Below are 16,372 nucleotides of genomic sequence, written 5' to 3'. Positions count from 1 at the left end.
CATTTACCGAAATCGGTGACGCTAGGCTTAGGTCGCAGATCAATCCCTAGTCAATTGACAACGGTGTTGGGTGGGTCGAGCTTCATTTCGGCTTGAGTCACAAGCAGCGGGTCGAAGTGAGCACGGCCCCTCGTCCGCTCTGCCGCCGATAGCCGACATACAACAGTCTTGCCTTGTTCGGCTAAGGGGCAACAGCGGAAGTCGCGCTCATTCATCAGCTCGTTGCGAGATAAGTCCTTGGCTCAGATTTCATTTCGCAGCCCGGGGCAATGTGCCAGCACGCCGGTTGATAGAAACGCGGTTCGGGGATGAGAAAAAAGGAGCTTCCGATTTCGGCGCAGCGGAGTTGATACCGCACGGGATCACCACAGTGGTGCCCTGACCTTCGGCCGCCACTGTGGGGCCAAGTCGCTCGGGCGGGGGTCGCATGGCGGTCGGCACGAGACGGAAAGTTCCACTCCGGCGGCCTGCCTGTGACTGCGTCCGTCTAGGCAAATCGCGGAGCGACGCTCCGACGTCGGCTTTCGGGGAGCACACGCATCATGGATGAAATCCTGCGTTGGGTGGCGACAGTCGGCACGATCGGCGCCGGGCTGATCCTAGCTGCCCGGGCCCGGCCACTCATTACCGGCTGGGCCTTCGTCGTGCTGAGCGGTGCATCGGTGATCTGGATCGTCGTCGGCTATCTAACAGCGGAATATGCGCTGATGGTGCAAAACGTGGTGGTGACACTTATCAACGTGTTCGGCGTCTACCGATGGCTGATCTGGAAAGGAAATGTATGAAAGCGTTCTGGCGACCCCGTTGGGCCCCAGCTTCATCCCCATTGCCCCCGGGAGCTGGGGCCATTTTCACATTATGTTTCCGATAAAGAGGACCGACGATTGCGTCGGGCTCAGTTCTTCGTCAACGGCTTCTTTGGGTCCGCCGCGGCAATCTCGATATCAACCGGGGGCAGCTCGCCCGTGCGGTCCTTCAGGTCGGCCGCTCGCTGGATCAATCCCGACGCAACCTGCGGGTCCTTTGTTGTTTTTGCCATTCGCAGCAGCGTTGCTGCCGCCTCGCGGGCGAAGGAGGTGTAACGCGGCACGTCTCTTTATCCCATGAAGGCCCCGTGGGATGAAGCCACAAACTCGTACTGCGTTCCGCCGCTTTGTACAAAAATGCACACAAGGGATAAAAAGGCCTCAGCTCCGGGGCTGGCCGAGCTGAGGCCTTGTGTCGGCATCACGTTGTCGAGGCGCGATCCGGCAGGATCAACTTAGCTCCGGCCATTTGGTTCCCGGTGCTTAGTTCCGTGATTTCAGTTTGGCAAAATACTCATGACCTCGGCCTTCGTCGGCTGTGGGGTCAAAAGCTGCCCTGCGCAACTTCAAGAGATCTCTCCGCTCAGCTTTCGAAAGCAGACCATGCGAGGCCAATCCCCGTGGCGCATTTCCGCGCTCAGATCGCGATGCGAACTCGCGGGAAGCAGGAATGTAGGCCCCGTCACCGGACGCTGAATACCAGATGTTGACCCGCGCGACGGTGCTCGCCAAAACAACCAGCCTCCATTCGGAGTGCTAGTGTCACGCACAGGCCAAAGCCTCCGCTCAGGCGGCGCTGACAGTCTGGAGTTCGGCCGCCAGGAACTGTCTCTCAAACGCCTCGGCGGGCATCGGACGGCCGAAGAAATATCCCTGCCCTTCCTCGCATCCCATGGTGACCAGGAAGTCGGCCGTTGCGCGGTTCTCGATGCCTTCGGCGACGACGGTGAGACCGAGCTGCTTACTGAGGCCGATGGTCGACCCGACGATGGCGGCGTCGTCGGAGTTCGAGAGAAGACCGAAGACGAACGACCGGTCGATCTTGAGGCCGTCGAGCGGAAACTTCTTGAGATAGCTCATGCTCGCATAACCGGTGCCGAAATCATCGAACAGGATCCGGACGCCGAGCTCCTGGATTCGCTTGAACATTTCAAGCACGCGGCGTTCGTCATGCAGCAGGATGTCTTCGGTGACTTCGATCTCGAGCAGCGACGGCGTCAGCCCCGTCGTCTCGAGCAGCGCTGCAACCGAATGCGCAAGGTCGCCGGACTGAAGCTGCGAGGGAGAGAGGTTGATCGCCACGCGCACATCGCTGCCGGACAATTCCCAAGCTCGCGCCTGGCGGCAGGCGGTCTCCATCACCCAGTTCGCAATCCGTTCCGACAGCGCGGAGGTGTTGACGACAGGCATGAATTCGGCCGGCGAGACGTAGCCGCGCACCGGATGCCGCCAGCGGATCAGCGCTTCGGCCCCGACCAGGCTGCCGTCGATCAGACGAACTTGCGGCTGGTAGAACAGCTCGAATTCGCTGCGGTCGGCGGCAAGCGCCAGCTCGCCCTCCAGCCTCAAGCGGGTCTCGAGCTCCTGCCGGATCGCGGCTTCGAATACGACGTGGCCGCCGCGCCTGGTCGCCTTGGCTTTCGTCAGCGCGAGATGGCCGTTGCTCAGGAGGTCATCGGCGTTGCTCCCGCCTTCAGGATAGACGGCGACGCCAACGCTGATCTTGACCCGGTGCTGGCGCGTGCCGGCTGCGAGAGGGGCCTCGAACGCGCGCGCGATTCGCTCGGTCACCGCTGCGACCGGCTCGGTGATCTCTGCGCAATCGATCGCGATGGCAAATTCGTCGCCGCTGAGCCGGGCGACGATCGCCTTGCCACCGACTTCGCTCCGCAGCCGCTCGGCGACCGCGCGCAGCACGAGATCGCCGGCGGAGTGCCCTAGCATGTTGTTGATCTCCTGGAAGCCGTCGAGCCCGAGCACGAGCAACGCGACGCTCGAAGACCGTCGCTCCGCCGCGGCGATCAGATCGGTCAGGCCCATATGCAGCATGTTCCGGTTGGCCAGCCCCGTCAGCGCGTCATGTTCGGCGAGATATCGAATGCGTTCGGCTTCGCGTTTGCGCACCGAAATATCGCGCAGGATGGCACCATATTGAAAGCCGTCGGTTCCCTGCCAGCCCGAGAAGCTCGCCTCGACCGGGAAGGTTTCGCCGTTCTTGCGCCGGCCTTCGAACTCGACGACGACGGCGCCGCCTGGAACCAGGAGCGCCTGGCGCGCGGCGTCGTGCATGGACGGTCTTGCACCGGCGTGTGCCGGCAAAGCGCACAGCGTTTCGAACGGGCGGCCGATGATCTCGGCCGGCATGTAGCCGAAGATCGCGCTCGCGCCGGGATTCCAGACCGTGATGCGGTGATCCTCGTCGGTGCAGACCAGCCCGTCGCCGAGCGACATCGCGATGCGATGAAAGCGGCTCTCGGCGATGCGTCCGAGCAGGCTGCGGAAGTCGATTTCGTCGAGCGCAATCGCGGTCAGGTAAGCGACGATGGCGATGTGGAACAGCGACGTATCGATGACCAGGGGCCATCTTGCCTGCACAAGGATTGCGGCCAGCTCGACCACCGCCCCGGCTGCGATCAGGATTGCGACGCGAAGTCCTGGCGCGATACGGCGCCACGAATACAGCATCAGCAGGCAGATTGCGCCCAGTCCGACCACCATGCCGACATCGGAGGTCCAGCGCAGGGTCCGGTTCTGAAGGATCGATTCAGCGGCGAGCGCCTGGAGGACTGGCCCCGAGATGATACTGCCGTTGGGAACGCTGAAACGGTCGCCGAGCTCGAGCGCCGTGGCGCCAATGATGACCTTCTGGCCTTTCAGCTTGTCGAGCGTGGCGCTATCGCCGCGCAGCACGTCGACATAGGAGACGGCGGGAATGGAGGGTGCGCGAATGCTGAAATCGATCAGAAAGGGCGGTCGCCGATTGGCGTCCTGTCCCGCCAGCACGACGGCCATCGAAGGCATGAAAGCATCGCCGAGCTTCTCGCCGAACGGATAGCGGCGAACCAGCCCGTCGGATTCGATTGCGACATTGACGAGAGCCGGCCACGACTGGTTGCTGAACGACTTCAGCGGCCGGTTGACATGGGCCGGGCCGCCCCTCGGTGTCGGCTGCTTGAAGGATGGCAGGATCGTCGAACCGCCGGCGTCTCGCAATGCCTTGGCGAAGGCCGCGTCGGAGGCGGGATCCGACGGCGTGCTGAAATCGACATCGAAGGCAACGTCCTGCGCGCCTGCCGCTTCCAGCCTTTGCAGCATTTCGGCATGGAGACGCCGCGGCCAGGGCCACACCCCGATCTGGTCGATCGACGGCGCATCGATACCGACCACGACGATGTCGCCGGTGGCCGCACGCGTTTGCCACTTGAATCGAAGATCGGTGAGCGCATTGCGAAGCGCAGCGTGCCAGCCCGTGGACAACACCACCGCGAGCGCGATCACGACAAGAATATGCGGCCGATAGCGTTTCACCCGAGCCCCCCACACCCGCCCCGACGGAAGCGTCCACCTAGAGCTCAGCGTCTGCCGTGCCCATTGCTGCCATTTCCGTGGCCGTGGCCGTTGTTGCCTCTGCCATTGCCGGTGGCGCCGTTGTCGGCATGGCTGCTGTGACCGTGACCGTTGTTGCCGCCGTTACCGCTATTGTTTTGATTGCCGCCGTTGCCGCTGTTGCCGTTGTTGTTACCCGAGTTACCGTTGCCACCGGGATTTCCGTTGTTTGCTCGCGGGGCATCGCTGGATGAGCCGGCTGTCGTTGCGGCGATCGTGGCGTTCGCGCTGGCAGCACCGCTGCTTGCCGCGCCGTTGGATGCAGCCGGGCTCGTCTTGCCATCGTTCCAGACCGTCTGACTGTCGCCCCTGGCATTCGCGTTACGTGCCTGCCCTGGCGGAACGCCGCCGTGCGCAAGGCCGCGCGTCGCCTTGTGGACGTTCAGCTTGACCTCCCCCAGCGCGGCCGAAATGCGCACGACTCCCGCCTTGGGGGCATGCCCGCCGGCCGCCTGCCCCGAGGCCTTGGGTGCGCCGCCCGCCTTGGTGACTTTGTCGATCGGGCCGAGCGCATGGATGGCATGGCCGTTGGTCGCATGGCGCGGCGCCGACAGGCCCGATTTCGGCACTGGGACACGCTCGATCGTGGGCGCGCGGGGCTTGCCCTGCTCGATCGGATTGAGCGTCCCCGCACCGCTGAGGCTGAGACCGGGCTTGCCGTGTTCGAAGACGGTGGCCGCTTGTCCGGGCATCACTTGCGCAATCTGTCCCGTCTTGAAATCGGAGACTTCGACCTGGCCGCGGAGCACGCCGACCTTGGTGCTACCGGCACCGACCGTGACGCTGAACTGCGTTCCCTTGACCACGGCGGCGAGATAGGGCGTCTCGACCTCGAAATGCTTGACGTTGCGCTTCTCGACCTCGAGCAGGATCGAACCCGCCTGCTGGATGATGGTGGTCGACAGGCCGTCCTTCTTCTCGGCCGGCAGGCCCACCACCGAATTGGGAGAGATCAGGATCGTTTCCTCGCCGCGGACGAGGAGTACGCGCCCGTTGCGACCGGTGCGAATGGTATCGCCAGGTTTCAGCGTTCCTTCTGACGTCAACGACACCTGCTGGGCGCCGCTCGTGGCAAGCCAGACCTCGCCCGAGGATTTGCTGACCGACCACACACCGTCGTCCGCCGCGAATGCGCTGGAGGCCGTTCCCAGGATCAGCGCCGCCGCCAGGGCGCGCCGCATTCCAACTCTGCCGAACATGATGATCCTCAGCCCGCGTTTACAGCCAAGCCTGAGGGGTATCCGAAATCACTCAAGATAGGATTATCGGAAAGCGGCCAGCGGAGCGGCCGGATTAACCAATCGTTGACCATAAAAACCTATGAAAAATCATGCGGCTAACGAACCCTTACCGTCCCGTGGCAGATCCTCCGTCGAACTACGGAGACAGCGTCGCTGCGCGCGGTGAGAAGCGGCATCTCCTTACCGCATTGGTATCGGCGGCGGTATTTTTCGCGGCAACTCCAGCGGCATTTGCTCAACAGGCGAACCAGCCGGGCTTCGACCCGCGCCAGCCCGAGAAATATTTTGATAACCAGACCGAGCAGGAATCGCTTGGCCGGCCGCCGGTCCGATTGCCGAGCGCCGGACAGCCCACGACGGGCGGCGATACCAAGCCGCAATTCGTGCTGCGCGGCGTCAGCGTCAGCGGCGCCCACGCGGTTTCCCCTGATCGCATCGCCGCTGTCTACCAGCCTTATCTCGGCCGAAAGGTCTCGCAGGCGGATCTGGCCGCGATCGCAGGCGCCATCAGCGACCTCTACCGCGAAGCCGGCTTTCATCTGAGCCGCGCCATCGTGCCACCACAAGACATCGCCGACGGCCGTGTCCGGATTCAGGTCCTGGAAGGTGCGATCGTGCAGGCCGAGCTGAAGGGCGACGGTGCCGAACAGTTCGGCATAATGCCGATGCTGGCGCCGGTTCTGACCGAACAGCCTTCGCGACTGGCAACGCTCGAACGCCAGCTCTTCCTGATCAATGGCAGGCCGGGCGTCCGGATCACCGACACTGCGCTGGAGGAGATCGGCGGTACGACGGGCCGCTTCCGCCTGACCATCTACTTGAAGACCTGGCACGTCTTCTCCTCGTTCGGCCTCGACAATCTCGGATCCTCGTCGGTCGGTCCCTGGCAGACCTACGCCACCGGCGCGTTCAACTCCTACCTCACGCCTGGCGATACATTGGCGGTCAACCTGTCGACCATCGCCAACGACCCCCGTCAGCTCGGCTTCGCACGCCTGTCGTACGATGCGCCCGTCGGCGTCGACGGTGTCCGCCTGGGTGCTTCCGTGCTGTACAGCGCGGTAAGACCGGGCGATATGCGCCGGCTCGACAGCGACATCACCACGACCGAGGCGTTCGAGCTGCGTGCCGGCGTCGTCCCGTTGCAGTCGCAATCCTCCACGCTCACGCTGACCGCGGCGACGATCTTCAGCAATGTGTCCGAGCATGACCTTTACGGGCCCTGGTACAACGACCACATCAGGACGGCGAGCCTGACCGCCGACTACCGGCTGTTGGATCCTTTTGGCGGTACCAATTTTGCGACTTTGACCTACCGTCAGGGCCTGGACATTTTTGGCGCCTCGCATTTCCAGGACGATCTGTTGTCACGCGACGGCGCCTCCTCGAACTTCTCGGTCCTGAACCTCTGGTTCACGCGCTACCAGACACTCAACGATGTCTGGTCGCTCAAGCTCGGTGCGGCGAGCCAGACGGCATCGCGCCCGCTGTTCACCTCGCAGCAATTCTATCTTGGCGGCGCGGCCTTTGGCCGTGGCTATGGCGCAGCCGAGATCAGCGGCGACAACGGCCTTGCCGGCTCGCTCGAGCTGCGCTTCGACCAGAAGCTCAATTTCCGCTACTGGACCGGCTACCAACTCTATGCCTTTGGCGACGCTGGCGCCGTCTGGAACCACGGTTATCGCCTGAGCGACGGGCTGTCGCTGACATCGGCGGGGGCCGGTGTGCGCTTCTTCCTGCCGGACGACCTCCAGGCCGATTTCGGCGTCGCCGTCCCCTTAAGCTACCGGGCGCCTGACAACGAGCGTCGCAGCCCACGCTTTCTTTTCACGCTGTCGAGCGCGTTCCGGCTCTGCCCCGAACGCGGCAAGGCCGCCTGTCTCTAGCCGCCCCTTGCGCTTGCAGAGCCCAATGATCATGAACCCGGACGACTATTGGCCGGGACGCTTTGCGGCAGATCAAGGTGGCTCCGACACGGCACGGTAAGAAACCACGTGCCGTCGGAGAGACACGTGTCGCACTATACCGGAAGTCTTGGTAGGAAAAGCCTTGTTCCGAAGGGCCTGCTCGCGGCGAGAGTGCCTGCATCCATGCGGCATCTCTATCGTTCGACCCGCAGGCTGCTGCGCTCGATCGTCGCTCGCATCGATCTCTCGCAGTTTCCAGGATCCTGCTGCGGATGAGCACAGCAGCCGCAAGCGAATGCAGAAAGATTGCCCTATGCTCCGGCATGTGAGACGGATTTTCCTGCTGCTTGGACTCGTCTCTGGCGTCGGCTCGTCGTCCGCTCTCGGCGCCGATGCCGGTCACGGCGCCGACCTCGCCAGGCGCTGGTGCGCGAGCTGCCATGTCGTGGCGAACGGACAGGCTCAGGCGAGCGCCGACGTCCCTTCCTTTGCGTCCGTCGCGCGCAGGCCGGATTTCAGTGCGGAAAGGCTCGCATTCTTCCTGCTCGATCCGCACCCGAAGATGCCGAATTTTCCCCTGAGCCGAACCGAAGCCGGCGATATCGCGGCCTACATCGCATCGCTGCGTTAGATGCCTGATCGGCCGCCGAAGGCCGCGCTCGAGCAAACCGTTCAGCGCTTTTCCGAAGTCATGCTTCAGCGATAGTCTGAGCTTCATCCCGGATGGTCACGCCGGGCTGCACGAAGGCTGCAAATGCAAATCCCTGCCGGTGGACCGGCAGGGATCAGCAGAAAGGATGACAGACGGCGAATGAGATCATTCGGTGGCCCATCATGGACCTGCACCGGTATCGAAGCGCGGATCTTCACGTTATACAAGATCAATTTGTGGGCACGCTGTACACAGACCGAAAATCAGGGCTTGCCCTTGCCGGGTTGCATGAGACTGCCGGTCATCTGACGCATGTGATCTCCGGCGCTGGTGAACTGACTACGGAGGAAATCGGATTGGATTCGCATTGCCTCCTGGAGGTCGGTGGCATGCACCAGCTTGCGCGCATGCTCGAAGGCCGACTTCATGTTCTGCTCCGTGAAAGCCAACGCCTGCTTCGACACCTCTGTCCCCGCCCCCGGAACGGACGACATCGATTTGGTCGCCGCTTCAAAGAACATGCCGAAGGCCTTTTCGGCCTGGTCGATGGTCTTCTCGGCCAAGTCACGCAGTTCGGCCGGAACTTCGATTTTCGGTTCGATCATGGTCTCGCTCCTCCCTTTTTCCGTCTGAATACCACATTTGCCTGACCGCCATCCAGCCGCCAGCGCTCCGGCGAACGATGCCGGGGAGCCTGCTCTGGCAGGAAAATGGGCAGGATGGGCGCGCGGCCGGGCTCTAGGATAAGGGGTGCTCGGGAAGAGCTTCGTCGGTGGCGAGATCTTCGACCAGCTTGATCACCTCGAAGCGCTGTCGCGGCGCGAGCTTCAGGAAGGCCCGCAGCAGGCGCAGACTTTCCACGGTGCTGCCTGCAGGCACACCGAGCTTGAGATGCAGCTCAGCCGCGAAATTGAGGTTTTTCATCTCGCACCTATGACAAGCATCGGTCGTGATCCGCTCGAGAACCGAACGCCGCAACAGAACTATGGCGACGAACGTTAGGCCGAAGGGACCCGCCGGGTTGCAGGCTGAACCGCGTCCAAACGACGGCCTCCATCTGGTTGCAACTATGCCAAGCAACAACCCATCCGGCAAGCCCAACCGTGGGTATAGCGATGCTTGGTCTGCATCGCGCCACGGCGTTTCCGGATAACAGGAATATCGATCGCCGTCACCCACCTGCGTCAAGAAGCGTCATCAATCACGCGCACAGCCCTCTTGCTGTCAATCGACACGGGGTTTCGTCGTGCTTCCGACGTGAAATCCACGTTAGCGCGCACGAATTGGCGATTCTTCAGCAAGATGCACGCATTTGTTGAATCGGTCCCGGCGGTTGCGTTAGGCGCGTGAAAGTCGATCTCGCGGCCGGTCCCCGTGAACCGCCGTCCACGCGCGAGCGACCAAGCCGTTGCGGCACGGCCACGCAGACACGGGCGCCATGGCTGAAAACTCTTCGATTGGGCGCACCTCAGCACCAAAAAGGACGACGGCATGCTTTCTCGCTGCGATCTCATCAAGGGCGCCGCAATCGCGCTTCTCACCCTTTCGACACAAGGCGCATGGGCGCAGGAGACCAAGATGAACCTGTTCAAGATCGTCACCGTCAAGGACGAAATCGTCGTCGGACTGTCGGCGGCAGAGCTTCAGGCGCTCGGCGGCAATGATGCGAGCGCCGTTGCACACGCGCTGGCACAGAAGGGCGATCTCACCGTCTGGCAATACAACGTGCATCGTGGCCCCAACGGCGAATTACAGCAGGCACCGACAGCCAAGATCGGGCTGCTGGCCCATGCCTCGCTGCGCGTCGAGCCCTACACCACGCCCTACCAGATCGTCCCTCACCCGTAAGCAATGGGCGGGACGCCGGCGGCCGAGACCGCCGGCGCTCCGCAATCATCCACGTCGGCCCCCGCGCGCCGTTCCCGTGTCCGTCGCGAAGCCGTAGATCAGCGCCAGCCGGTCCAGGCATTCGCGAAAACGCCGCGCGAAGTAATCGTTCCAGCGTTGCGTGCGGACGGCACGACGCTGCCCAACCTGATCCATGGTCAGACCCAGCACCAGCACGTCGTGCACCAGCGCGGCGCCGTCGGTGCCGAGCTCTCGTTCGATCCGGTTGAGCCGCAGCACCGCCTGGCGCTGGCTTTCGGTGACGGGCTCACGCGTGCCCGTCCCATCGACATATTCGCGCGTCGTATCCACCGCCTGCGGGCCGCGTTCCGCCCGCTCCCAATCGTTCTGGAAGGCGCGCCCGCCGCGGTATTGCGCCTCGTCGATCTGATGGTGCGCGTGCAGCCGGCCAAGCGGATCGCCGCGGACCGACCGGATCGCCAGGATCTTCTCGTCGGAATCGAGCGCGTGCGGATTGTCGACCTCCACCTCCGCGATCTCGGCGTTGAACGGCACCTCCCGCGACCGCCGGTCGTAGATCTGCGCCAACTTGTAGGACTTGTTGCGTCGGGCACGAGCCACTCGGATCTCCTTGCAAGACTGAGAGTTGAACGGAGGGCGGCACCGTCAGAGCGCCGAGACCAGCTTCAGCACGACCGGGCCCGCGGCACGGGCCGCCGACGCAGCCTCGGAACGGCGCGTCAGACGGCCATGCGGCGCGCAATAGCTCGAGCCCGGCTGGCGCGGGTGGCCGCAGAAGGTGATCTCCTCACCGTCCTTGTCGCCGCCATAGGGATAGCGGCAGTCGGCCGGCTCGAGCTCGACCAATTGGATCAGGCGCGGCTGGATGCCGACACAGCGCAACTTCACCCGCGCCGCAGGCTTCATGGCGGACTTCGGCGGCAGATTGAGGCTCGGCCACGCCACCCGGCGCGGCGAAAGCAGGGTGGGTTCACCCGGCAAGGGCGGCGCGAGCGCCGGGCTCGTCATCCATTGCGGCACGATGAGCCCGAGCCGCTTGGCGCGGCCGACCACCGCGCTGCGCGTATAAGCCGTTCCAAACCTTGCGTTTATCTGTCTTCCGATCTCCGCATAAGACATGCCTTTGTGAAAATAGTCGCGAAGCGCGTCGGAGTGCTCCGACGGCCAATGGCCCGGTTCCATGCTGCTGTCCTGTGATGCGCCTCCACCCGGGAGGCGAGACGCACATTCCGTTATTCCGAATACAGAGTCAAGCCGTATTTCTGATATTCATAATTGCATCAATTCCGAATTTCGGATTACAAGAGGCGAGACGGTGCGCAATCGAGGGAATCACCATGCTGGACGTAGCAATGATTGAGCGGGGCCTGGAGAAGACGGGCAAGAGCAAGGGCGGCCTGGCTGCGGCCATGGGCGTGCGGCCCGGCGCGGTCTCGGAGATTCTCGGCGGCGAGCGCCTGGTGAAGGCCTCGGAGATAATTCCGATCATGGAATATCTCGAGCTCAATCTCGCGCCGATCATGGGCCGCGTCGGAGCCGGCGCGGTGATCGAGCCGGACTACGAACAGGTTCCGCCGGAAGGTCTCGGCGACGTCGCGTTGCCCTTCCCGATCATGGAAGAGACGATCGCATTCGAGATCGTGGGCGATTCGATGCTGCCCAAATACGAAAGCGGCGACGTGATCGTCGTCTACAAGGACCAGCGCCACCCGCTGTCGAGCTTCTACGGCGAAGAGGCCGTGGTCCGCCTCAAGACGGGCGAGCGCTATCTGAAGACCATCGAGCGGGGCAAATCTCCCTCAGTGGTCAACCTCACGAGCTTCAATGCCAAGCCGATCGTCGGCGTCAAGCTTGACTGGGTCGGGGAGATCTGCCTGTCCATGCCCAAGGGACAGCTTGAGCGGCTGCGCGCGAAGTCGGCGCGGCCGCGCAAGAAGGGCAAATGAGGGCTGCCGCTTCTGATTAATAGAAATCACACTTGACATAATTCCGATTTTCGGAAATAATCTGCGGCGTCCCGTCCACGGGGCGCGGCAGGATCGTTTCATGCAATACTTCGTCGTGATGATCGATTATGGACGGCGGGGCCGCGAGGCGATCGTCGATCCCGAAATCACCCGGCGCGAGGTCATTTCCCGCATCGCCTCGGGTGAGTATCGGAACGTCTCGTTCATCCACGAGATCGTGGAGAACTCGGTCGAGGATGTCACCGAGGCCATCCTGGCCGAGGCGGCCCTCCCACAGATCGAGCCCGAGGACGTCGATCTCCAGGCAATTCGCCTCGATCACGTCCGCGATCTGCGCAAGCACGAGAGGATGTGACGCAGGCCCACAGCATGATCCGGACCTGAAGGGCCGCGTTAGCGCAAAGTGTGCAGCGGAGCTCGCGCCACCGCCCCGTCGGCACTACACCAGGAGAACAGTCGATCCCGTGGTCTTGCGTGCCGCAAGATCGGCATGCGCCTTGGCGGCGTCCTTCAGCGGGTAGGTCTGGTGCACCTCGATCTTGACCGCTCCGGACTTGACGACGTCGAACAGCTCGCCCGCCATCGCCACCAGATTTTCGCGCTTGGCGGCGTAGGTAAACAGCGTCGGACGCGTGACGTAGAGTGAGCCCTTCTGGGCGAGCAGGCCAAGATTAAGCGGCTCAACCGCGCCGGAGGACTGGCCGAACAGCGCGGCGACGCCGAGCGGAGCGAGGCAATCCAGCGATTTCAGGAACGTGTCCTTGCCGACGGAATCATACACCACCGGCACCTTCTTGCCGCCGGTGATCTCGTCGACCCGCTTCACGAAATCTTCCCTTGTATAGATGATGACATGGTCGCAGCCATGCGCGTTTGCCAGCTTCGCCTTCTCGTCGTTGCTGACGGTGCCGATCACGGTCGCGCCGAGATGCTTCGCCCACTGGCTCAAGATCAGGCCGACACCGCCGGCGGCCGCATGCAGCAGGATGGTATCGCCGGCCTTCACCCGATAGGTCTGGCGGATCAGATATTGCGTGGTGAGCCCCTTGAGCATCATCGCCGCCGCTGTCTTGTCGTCGACGCCGTCGGGCAATTTCAACAGCCGGTCGGCGGGGATCAGCCGCGCCTCCGCATAGGCCCCGAGCGGCGAGGCGCCGTAAGCGACGCGATCGCCCGGCTTCAGATCGGTGACGCCAGGCCCAACCTCCTCGACGACGCCAGCCGCCTCGCTGCCGAGCCCGCTCGGCAGTTGCGCCGGATAGAGGCCGGAACGGTTATAGATGTCGACGAAATTGAGGCCGACCGCGGTGTGGCGGATGCGCGCCTCGCCGGGCCCAGGTTTGCCGACGCTGACCTCCTCCCAGACCAGGACTTCCGGACCGCCGGTTTTGTGAAAGCGAATGGCATGCGTCATGGGCGTGCTCCTTTATCGTTGAAATGAGTCCGAACACCGGATCGGCCTGTGAAATAGGCATTTGGTCCGCCCGTTACAGTATAGAAGTCGTAACAAGAATGTCACAGCGAACGACAAACAGCCGCCGTTCCACTTCCATTCGAAAGAGTTGATGAGGGCCCCGCGGCGACCGGGAGTAGCCTTTGCGCGGGGTTTGATGGGTCGCCTGCGAAGGAGAGCCGAGATGCCAGCTTACGTTCAGCATCATCAGGACGTCGAAATCGCGCCAGTGAATTGCCCCACCTGTATGGGGTTCCTGCCGATGTATGTGCGCGAGGTCGAGCCGCATTGGAGCCTTGCCAAGATCGACTTCGTCTATGAATGCGCCGATTGCGGCGCCGAGCTGAGGCAAACGATCCGCAAGCCGGAGTTGCTGCGGCACTGATCGCGCCAACAGCGAAGCGCTCAACTATTTGCGCTTAGCGGAAAAAACGCCGTTCACGCGGGTCGGATGTCTCCCAAACGTGGCTTGTTCTTTGCCTGGAACGCAGGCAGAACAAGCCTCAAGCAAGACCTTTGGGAGCGCCCTTTCGTGGCTGATCAGAAGGCCTCGACCTCGATCGAGGCAGTGGAGAGCGGCCTCGCCGCGCAGGGCTACATCGCGAGCCGGCAGATCGCGACTGCCGTCTATTTGTCGCAGCAGATCGAGAAGCCGATCCTGGTCGAGGGCCCCGCGGGCGTCGGCAAGACGGAGCTCGCCAAGGCGATTGCGGCTTGGCGCGGCATGAAGATGATCCGCCTGCAATGCTATGAGGGCCTCGACGAGGCCAAGGCGCTCTACGAGTGGAAATACGCCAAGCAGCTTCTCTACACGCAGATCCTCAAGGACAAGCTCGGCGAGGTTCTCGGCGGCGCGCAGACGCTGCATGCCGCGCTCGACCAGCTCCACGATTTCGGCGACGTGTTCTTCTCCAAGGAATTCGTCGAGCCGCGGCCGCTGCTCCAGGCGCTTGAGCAGCCGGGCGGCTGCGTGCTCCTGATCGACGAGATCGACAAGTCGGACGCCGAATTCGAATCGCTGCTGCTGGAAATCCTGTCCGACTTCCAGGTCACCATCCCCGAGCTCGGAACCGTCTCGGCGATCACGCCGCCGACGGTGATCCTCACCTCCAACAGCGAGCGCGACCTCGGCGATGCCCTGAAGCGACGCTGCCTGCATCTGCATATCGGCTTTCCCGAGCAGCGGCTCGAGGAGCGCATCGTCGAAAGCCGCGTGCCCGGCATCTCGCAGACGCTGCGCCGGCAGATGGTCGGCTTCATCCACGAGATCCGCTCGCTGGATCTGAAGAAGCTGCCCTCGGTCAGCGAGACCATCGACTGGGCGCGTGTGCTGGTGCTGCTCCAGGCTTCCGAACTCGATACTGAGATCGTCAAGGACACGCTCAACGTGCTCCTGAAATACGAAGCCGACATCGAGGCCGCGACGCCGCAGGTGACGACCTTCATTGCCAAGGCGGCCCGGTCCAACGTCTTCGGTTGACGCCGATGCGCGAAAATCTCCATCGCTTCTTTCGGGCGGCACGCGGCGCTGGCGTTCACGTCTCGCCGGCCGAAAGCATCGATGCGATGCGCGCCGTCGCGCAGGTCGGCATCTCTGATCGTGCCGTGCTGCGCGATGCGCTGCTGCTGACGCTCGCCAAGTCGCAGGACGAGAAGCTCGCGCTCGGCGACTGCTTTGATCTGTTCTTCAGCCAGCCGGAGCCGCGGCAGGATCAGCCTGAGGCTGCCGGCGAAGATCATGCTGCGCAAGGCGAGGATCAGCCGCCCTCCGCCGGCTCGGCGAGCGAGGCGGGCGAAGGTCAGCCTTCCCAGGGCCTGGGTCCCTTGGCGCAGATGCTATTGTCGCAGGATCGCAACGCGATCGCTGCCGCGATTGCCAGTGCCTCCGGCGCGGCCTCCCTGTCCGACATCCGCTACTCCACCCAGCGCGGCATATTCTCCAGCCGCATCCTCGACGCAATGGGCCTCCAGCGCTTGCGCGACGATCTCGACCAGCTGACCGCGACCAATCCGTCGCTGGCCGAGCGCCTGCGCGCCGCGCTCGATGCCTTGCGCGAAGCCGTGCGCGACACGGTCTCGCAAGGGCTTGCACTTTATGCCCGCGAGGAGGCCGAGAACCTCCGCAACGAGATCCTGCGCAACGCGCCGCTTGCCCGCATCGAGCGTCGCCAGGTCGCCGAGATGCGTGCCCTCATCCGCCAGATCGCACGCCGGCTGCGCGAGCGCTATTCCAAGCCGCGCAAGCGCCAGCGCCGCGGCCATCTCGACGTTCGCCGAACGCTCCGCCGCAACGCGGCCTGGGGCGGCGTGCCCTTCCTCACGGCATGGAAGCGCAAGCATCGCGACCGGCCGAAGATCGTCGCGCTGTGCGACGTCTCGGGCTCTGTTGCGCAAGTCTCGGACTTCTTCCTGCTGCTGATCCACTCGCTGCACGAGGTGGTCGACGACGTCCGCTCCTTCGCCTTCTCCTCACACCTGATCGAAGTCAGCGAGATCCTGGAGACGAAGTCGCCGGAGGAAGCGATGTCCGAGATCATGTCCAAGGTCGGTTTCGGCTCGTCGGATTACGGCTCCTCGCTGGTCGATTTCGAGAAGGAGTTCATGAGCGCGCTGACGCCGCAGACCACGGTGATCGTGCTCGGCGATGCCCGCAGCAACAATCTCGACCCACGCGCCGACATTTTGCGCCGGATCTCCGAGCGTTCGAAGCGGTTGGTCTGGCTCAATCCCGAGGGGCGGCTCGCCTGGGGCTTTGGCGATTCCGAGATGCCGCGTTACGCAACTTTTTGCAGCGTCGTGCGCCAATGCGCCACCGCGCAACAGCTCGAACGCGCTGTTTCCGATATTGTGGCGACTTATCAATAGGCAATA

17 protein-coding genes are annotated in these 16,372 nt (G+C 63.3%); 9 read left to right on the top strand and 8 right to left on the bottom strand.

The features are described from left to right. Positions 1–542: 542 nt before the first annotated feature. The gene (locus tag ABIA45_RS01755) at positions 543–785 is read left to right on the top strand and encodes a hypothetical protein (protein WP_051056887.1); all 243 of its coding nucleotides are present in this window, start codon (positions 543–545) and stop codon (positions 783–785) included. A gap of 110 nt (positions 786–895) precedes the next feature. Here the strand turns inward: ABIA45_RS01755 and ABIA45_RS01750 are convergent, their stop codons facing one another. The 3 genes from ABIA45_RS01750 to ABIA45_RS01740 form a co-directional block, all read right to left on the bottom strand. Continuing rightward, positions 896–1,090: a hypothetical protein gene (locus ABIA45_RS01750; protein WP_057028635.1), complete on the bottom strand. Its 195-nt coding sequence runs from the start codon at positions 1,088–1,090 to the stop codon at positions 896–898. A gap of 502 nt (positions 1,091–1,592) precedes the next feature. Continuing rightward, complete coding sequence (locus tag ABIA45_RS01745; RefSeq protein ID WP_404650942.1) at positions 1,593–4,334, bottom strand: EAL domain-containing protein; 2,742 nt, start codon at positions 4,332–4,334, stop codon at positions 1,593–1,595. A 44-nt stretch (positions 4,335–4,378) separates the two neighbouring features. After that, positions 4,379–5,611: a FecR domain-containing protein gene (locus tag ABIA45_RS01740; protein WP_404650941.1), complete on the bottom strand. Its 1,233-nt coding sequence runs from the start codon at positions 5,609–5,611 to the stop codon at positions 4,379–4,381. A gap of 131 nt (positions 5,612–5,742) precedes the next feature. On the opposite strand from ABIA45_RS01740, the gene ABIA45_RS01735 reads away from it, so the two are divergent. Together ABIA45_RS01735 and ABIA45_RS01730 are read left to right on the top strand one after the other, a co-directional pair. Further along, positions 5,743–7,539, top strand: a complete 1,797-nt coding sequence (locus ABIA45_RS01735; RefSeq protein ID WP_404650940.1) for a ShlB/FhaC/HecB family hemolysin secretion/activation protein — start codon at positions 5,743–5,745, stop codon at positions 7,537–7,539. Between the two features lie 334 nt (positions 7,540–7,873). Next, the gene (locus tag ABIA45_RS01730; protein ID WP_157283860.1) at positions 7,874–8,191 is read left to right on the top strand and encodes a cytochrome c; all 318 of its coding nucleotides are present in this window, start codon (positions 7,874–7,876) and stop codon (positions 8,189–8,191) included. A gap of 284 nt (positions 8,192–8,475) precedes the next feature. Here ABIA45_RS01730 and ABIA45_RS01725 read toward each other — a convergent pair whose 3' ends face one another. Then, positions 8,476–8,817 carry a phasin gene (locus ABIA45_RS01725; protein WP_157283861.1) on the bottom strand — a complete coding sequence of 114 codons (342 nt, stop codon included), beginning with the start codon at positions 8,815–8,817 and terminating at the stop codon, positions 8,476–8,478. Positions 8,818–8,950: 133 nt separating this feature from the next. Then, positions 8,951–9,136, bottom strand: coding sequence for a hypothetical protein (locus tag ABIA45_RS01720; RefSeq protein WP_036007684.1), 186 nt, complete (start codon positions 9,134–9,136; stop codon positions 8,951–8,953). A gap of 567 nt (positions 9,137–9,703) precedes the next feature. Here ABIA45_RS01720 and ABIA45_RS01715 point away from each other — a divergent pair. Then, on the top strand, positions 9,704–10,060 hold the full coding sequence (locus ABIA45_RS01715; RefSeq protein WP_157284176.1) for a hypothetical protein: 357 nt from the start codon (positions 9,704–9,706) through the stop codon (positions 10,058–10,060). A 45-nt stretch (positions 10,061–10,105) separates the two neighbouring features. On the opposite strand, the gene ABIA45_RS01710 is transcribed toward ABIA45_RS01715, so the two are convergent. Together ABIA45_RS01710 and ABIA45_RS01705 are read right to left on the bottom strand one after the other, a co-directional pair. Beyond that, entirely contained in the window at positions 10,106–10,681 is a 576-nt protein-coding gene (locus tag ABIA45_RS01710) for a hypothetical protein (protein ID WP_271544220.1), read from the bottom strand. A 45-nt stretch (positions 10,682–10,726) separates the two neighbouring features. Beyond that, positions 10,727–11,263, bottom strand: coding sequence for a GcrA family cell cycle regulator (locus tag ABIA45_RS01705; RefSeq protein WP_271544218.1), 537 nt, complete (start codon positions 11,261–11,263; stop codon positions 10,727–10,729). Between the two features lie 155 nt (positions 11,264–11,418). Between ABIA45_RS01705 and ABIA45_RS01700 the strand changes: the two genes are divergently transcribed. Further along, a complete protein-coding gene (locus ABIA45_RS01700) occupies positions 11,419–12,027 on the top strand; it encodes a S24 family peptidase (protein WP_036045323.1) in 609 nt (202 codons plus the stop codon). Between the two features lie 100 nt (positions 12,028–12,127). Further along, positions 12,128–12,403, top strand: coding sequence for a hypothetical protein (locus ABIA45_RS01695; RefSeq protein ID WP_271544216.1), 276 nt, complete (start codon positions 12,128–12,130; stop codon positions 12,401–12,403). 84 nt (positions 12,404–12,487) lie between these two features. Here ABIA45_RS01695 and ABIA45_RS01690 read toward each other — a convergent pair whose 3' ends face one another. Further along, the gene (locus tag ABIA45_RS01690; protein ID WP_275500678.1) at positions 12,488–13,462 is read right to left on the bottom strand and encodes a quinone oxidoreductase; all 975 of its coding nucleotides are present in this window, start codon (positions 13,460–13,462) and stop codon (positions 12,488–12,490) included. Positions 13,463–13,685: 223 nt separating this feature from the next. Here ABIA45_RS01690 and ABIA45_RS01685 point away from each other — a divergent pair, with 223 nt between their 5' ends. The 3 genes from ABIA45_RS01685 (at position 13,686) to ABIA45_RS01675 (ending at position 16,366) form a co-directional block, all read left to right on the top strand. Beyond that, entirely contained in the window at positions 13,686–13,886 is a 201-nt protein-coding gene (locus ABIA45_RS01685) for a hypothetical protein (protein WP_036007702.1), read from the top strand. Positions 13,887–14,033: 147 nt separating this feature from the next. After that, positions 14,034–14,981, top strand: a complete 948-nt coding sequence (locus ABIA45_RS01680) for a MoxR family ATPase (RefSeq protein WP_036007771.1) — start codon at positions 14,034–14,036, stop codon at positions 14,979–14,981. 5 nt (positions 14,982–14,986) lie between these two features. Beyond that, positions 14,987–16,366 carry a VWA domain-containing protein gene (locus ABIA45_RS01675; RefSeq protein ID WP_157283865.1) on the top strand — a complete coding sequence of 460 codons (1,380 nt, stop codon included), beginning with the start codon at positions 14,987–14,989 and terminating at the stop codon, positions 16,364–16,366. Positions 16,367–16,372: the final 6 nt, after the last annotated feature.

It is taken from the genome of Bradyrhizobium sp. USDA 336 (assembly GCF_044908355.1).
Classification (GTDB): Bacteria; Pseudomonadota; Alphaproteobacteria; order Rhizobiales; family Xanthobacteraceae; genus Bradyrhizobium; species Bradyrhizobium yuanmingense.
The sequence above is the reverse complement of the archived record's forward strand: the minus strand, read 5'-3'. Positions and strand labels throughout refer to the sequence as shown.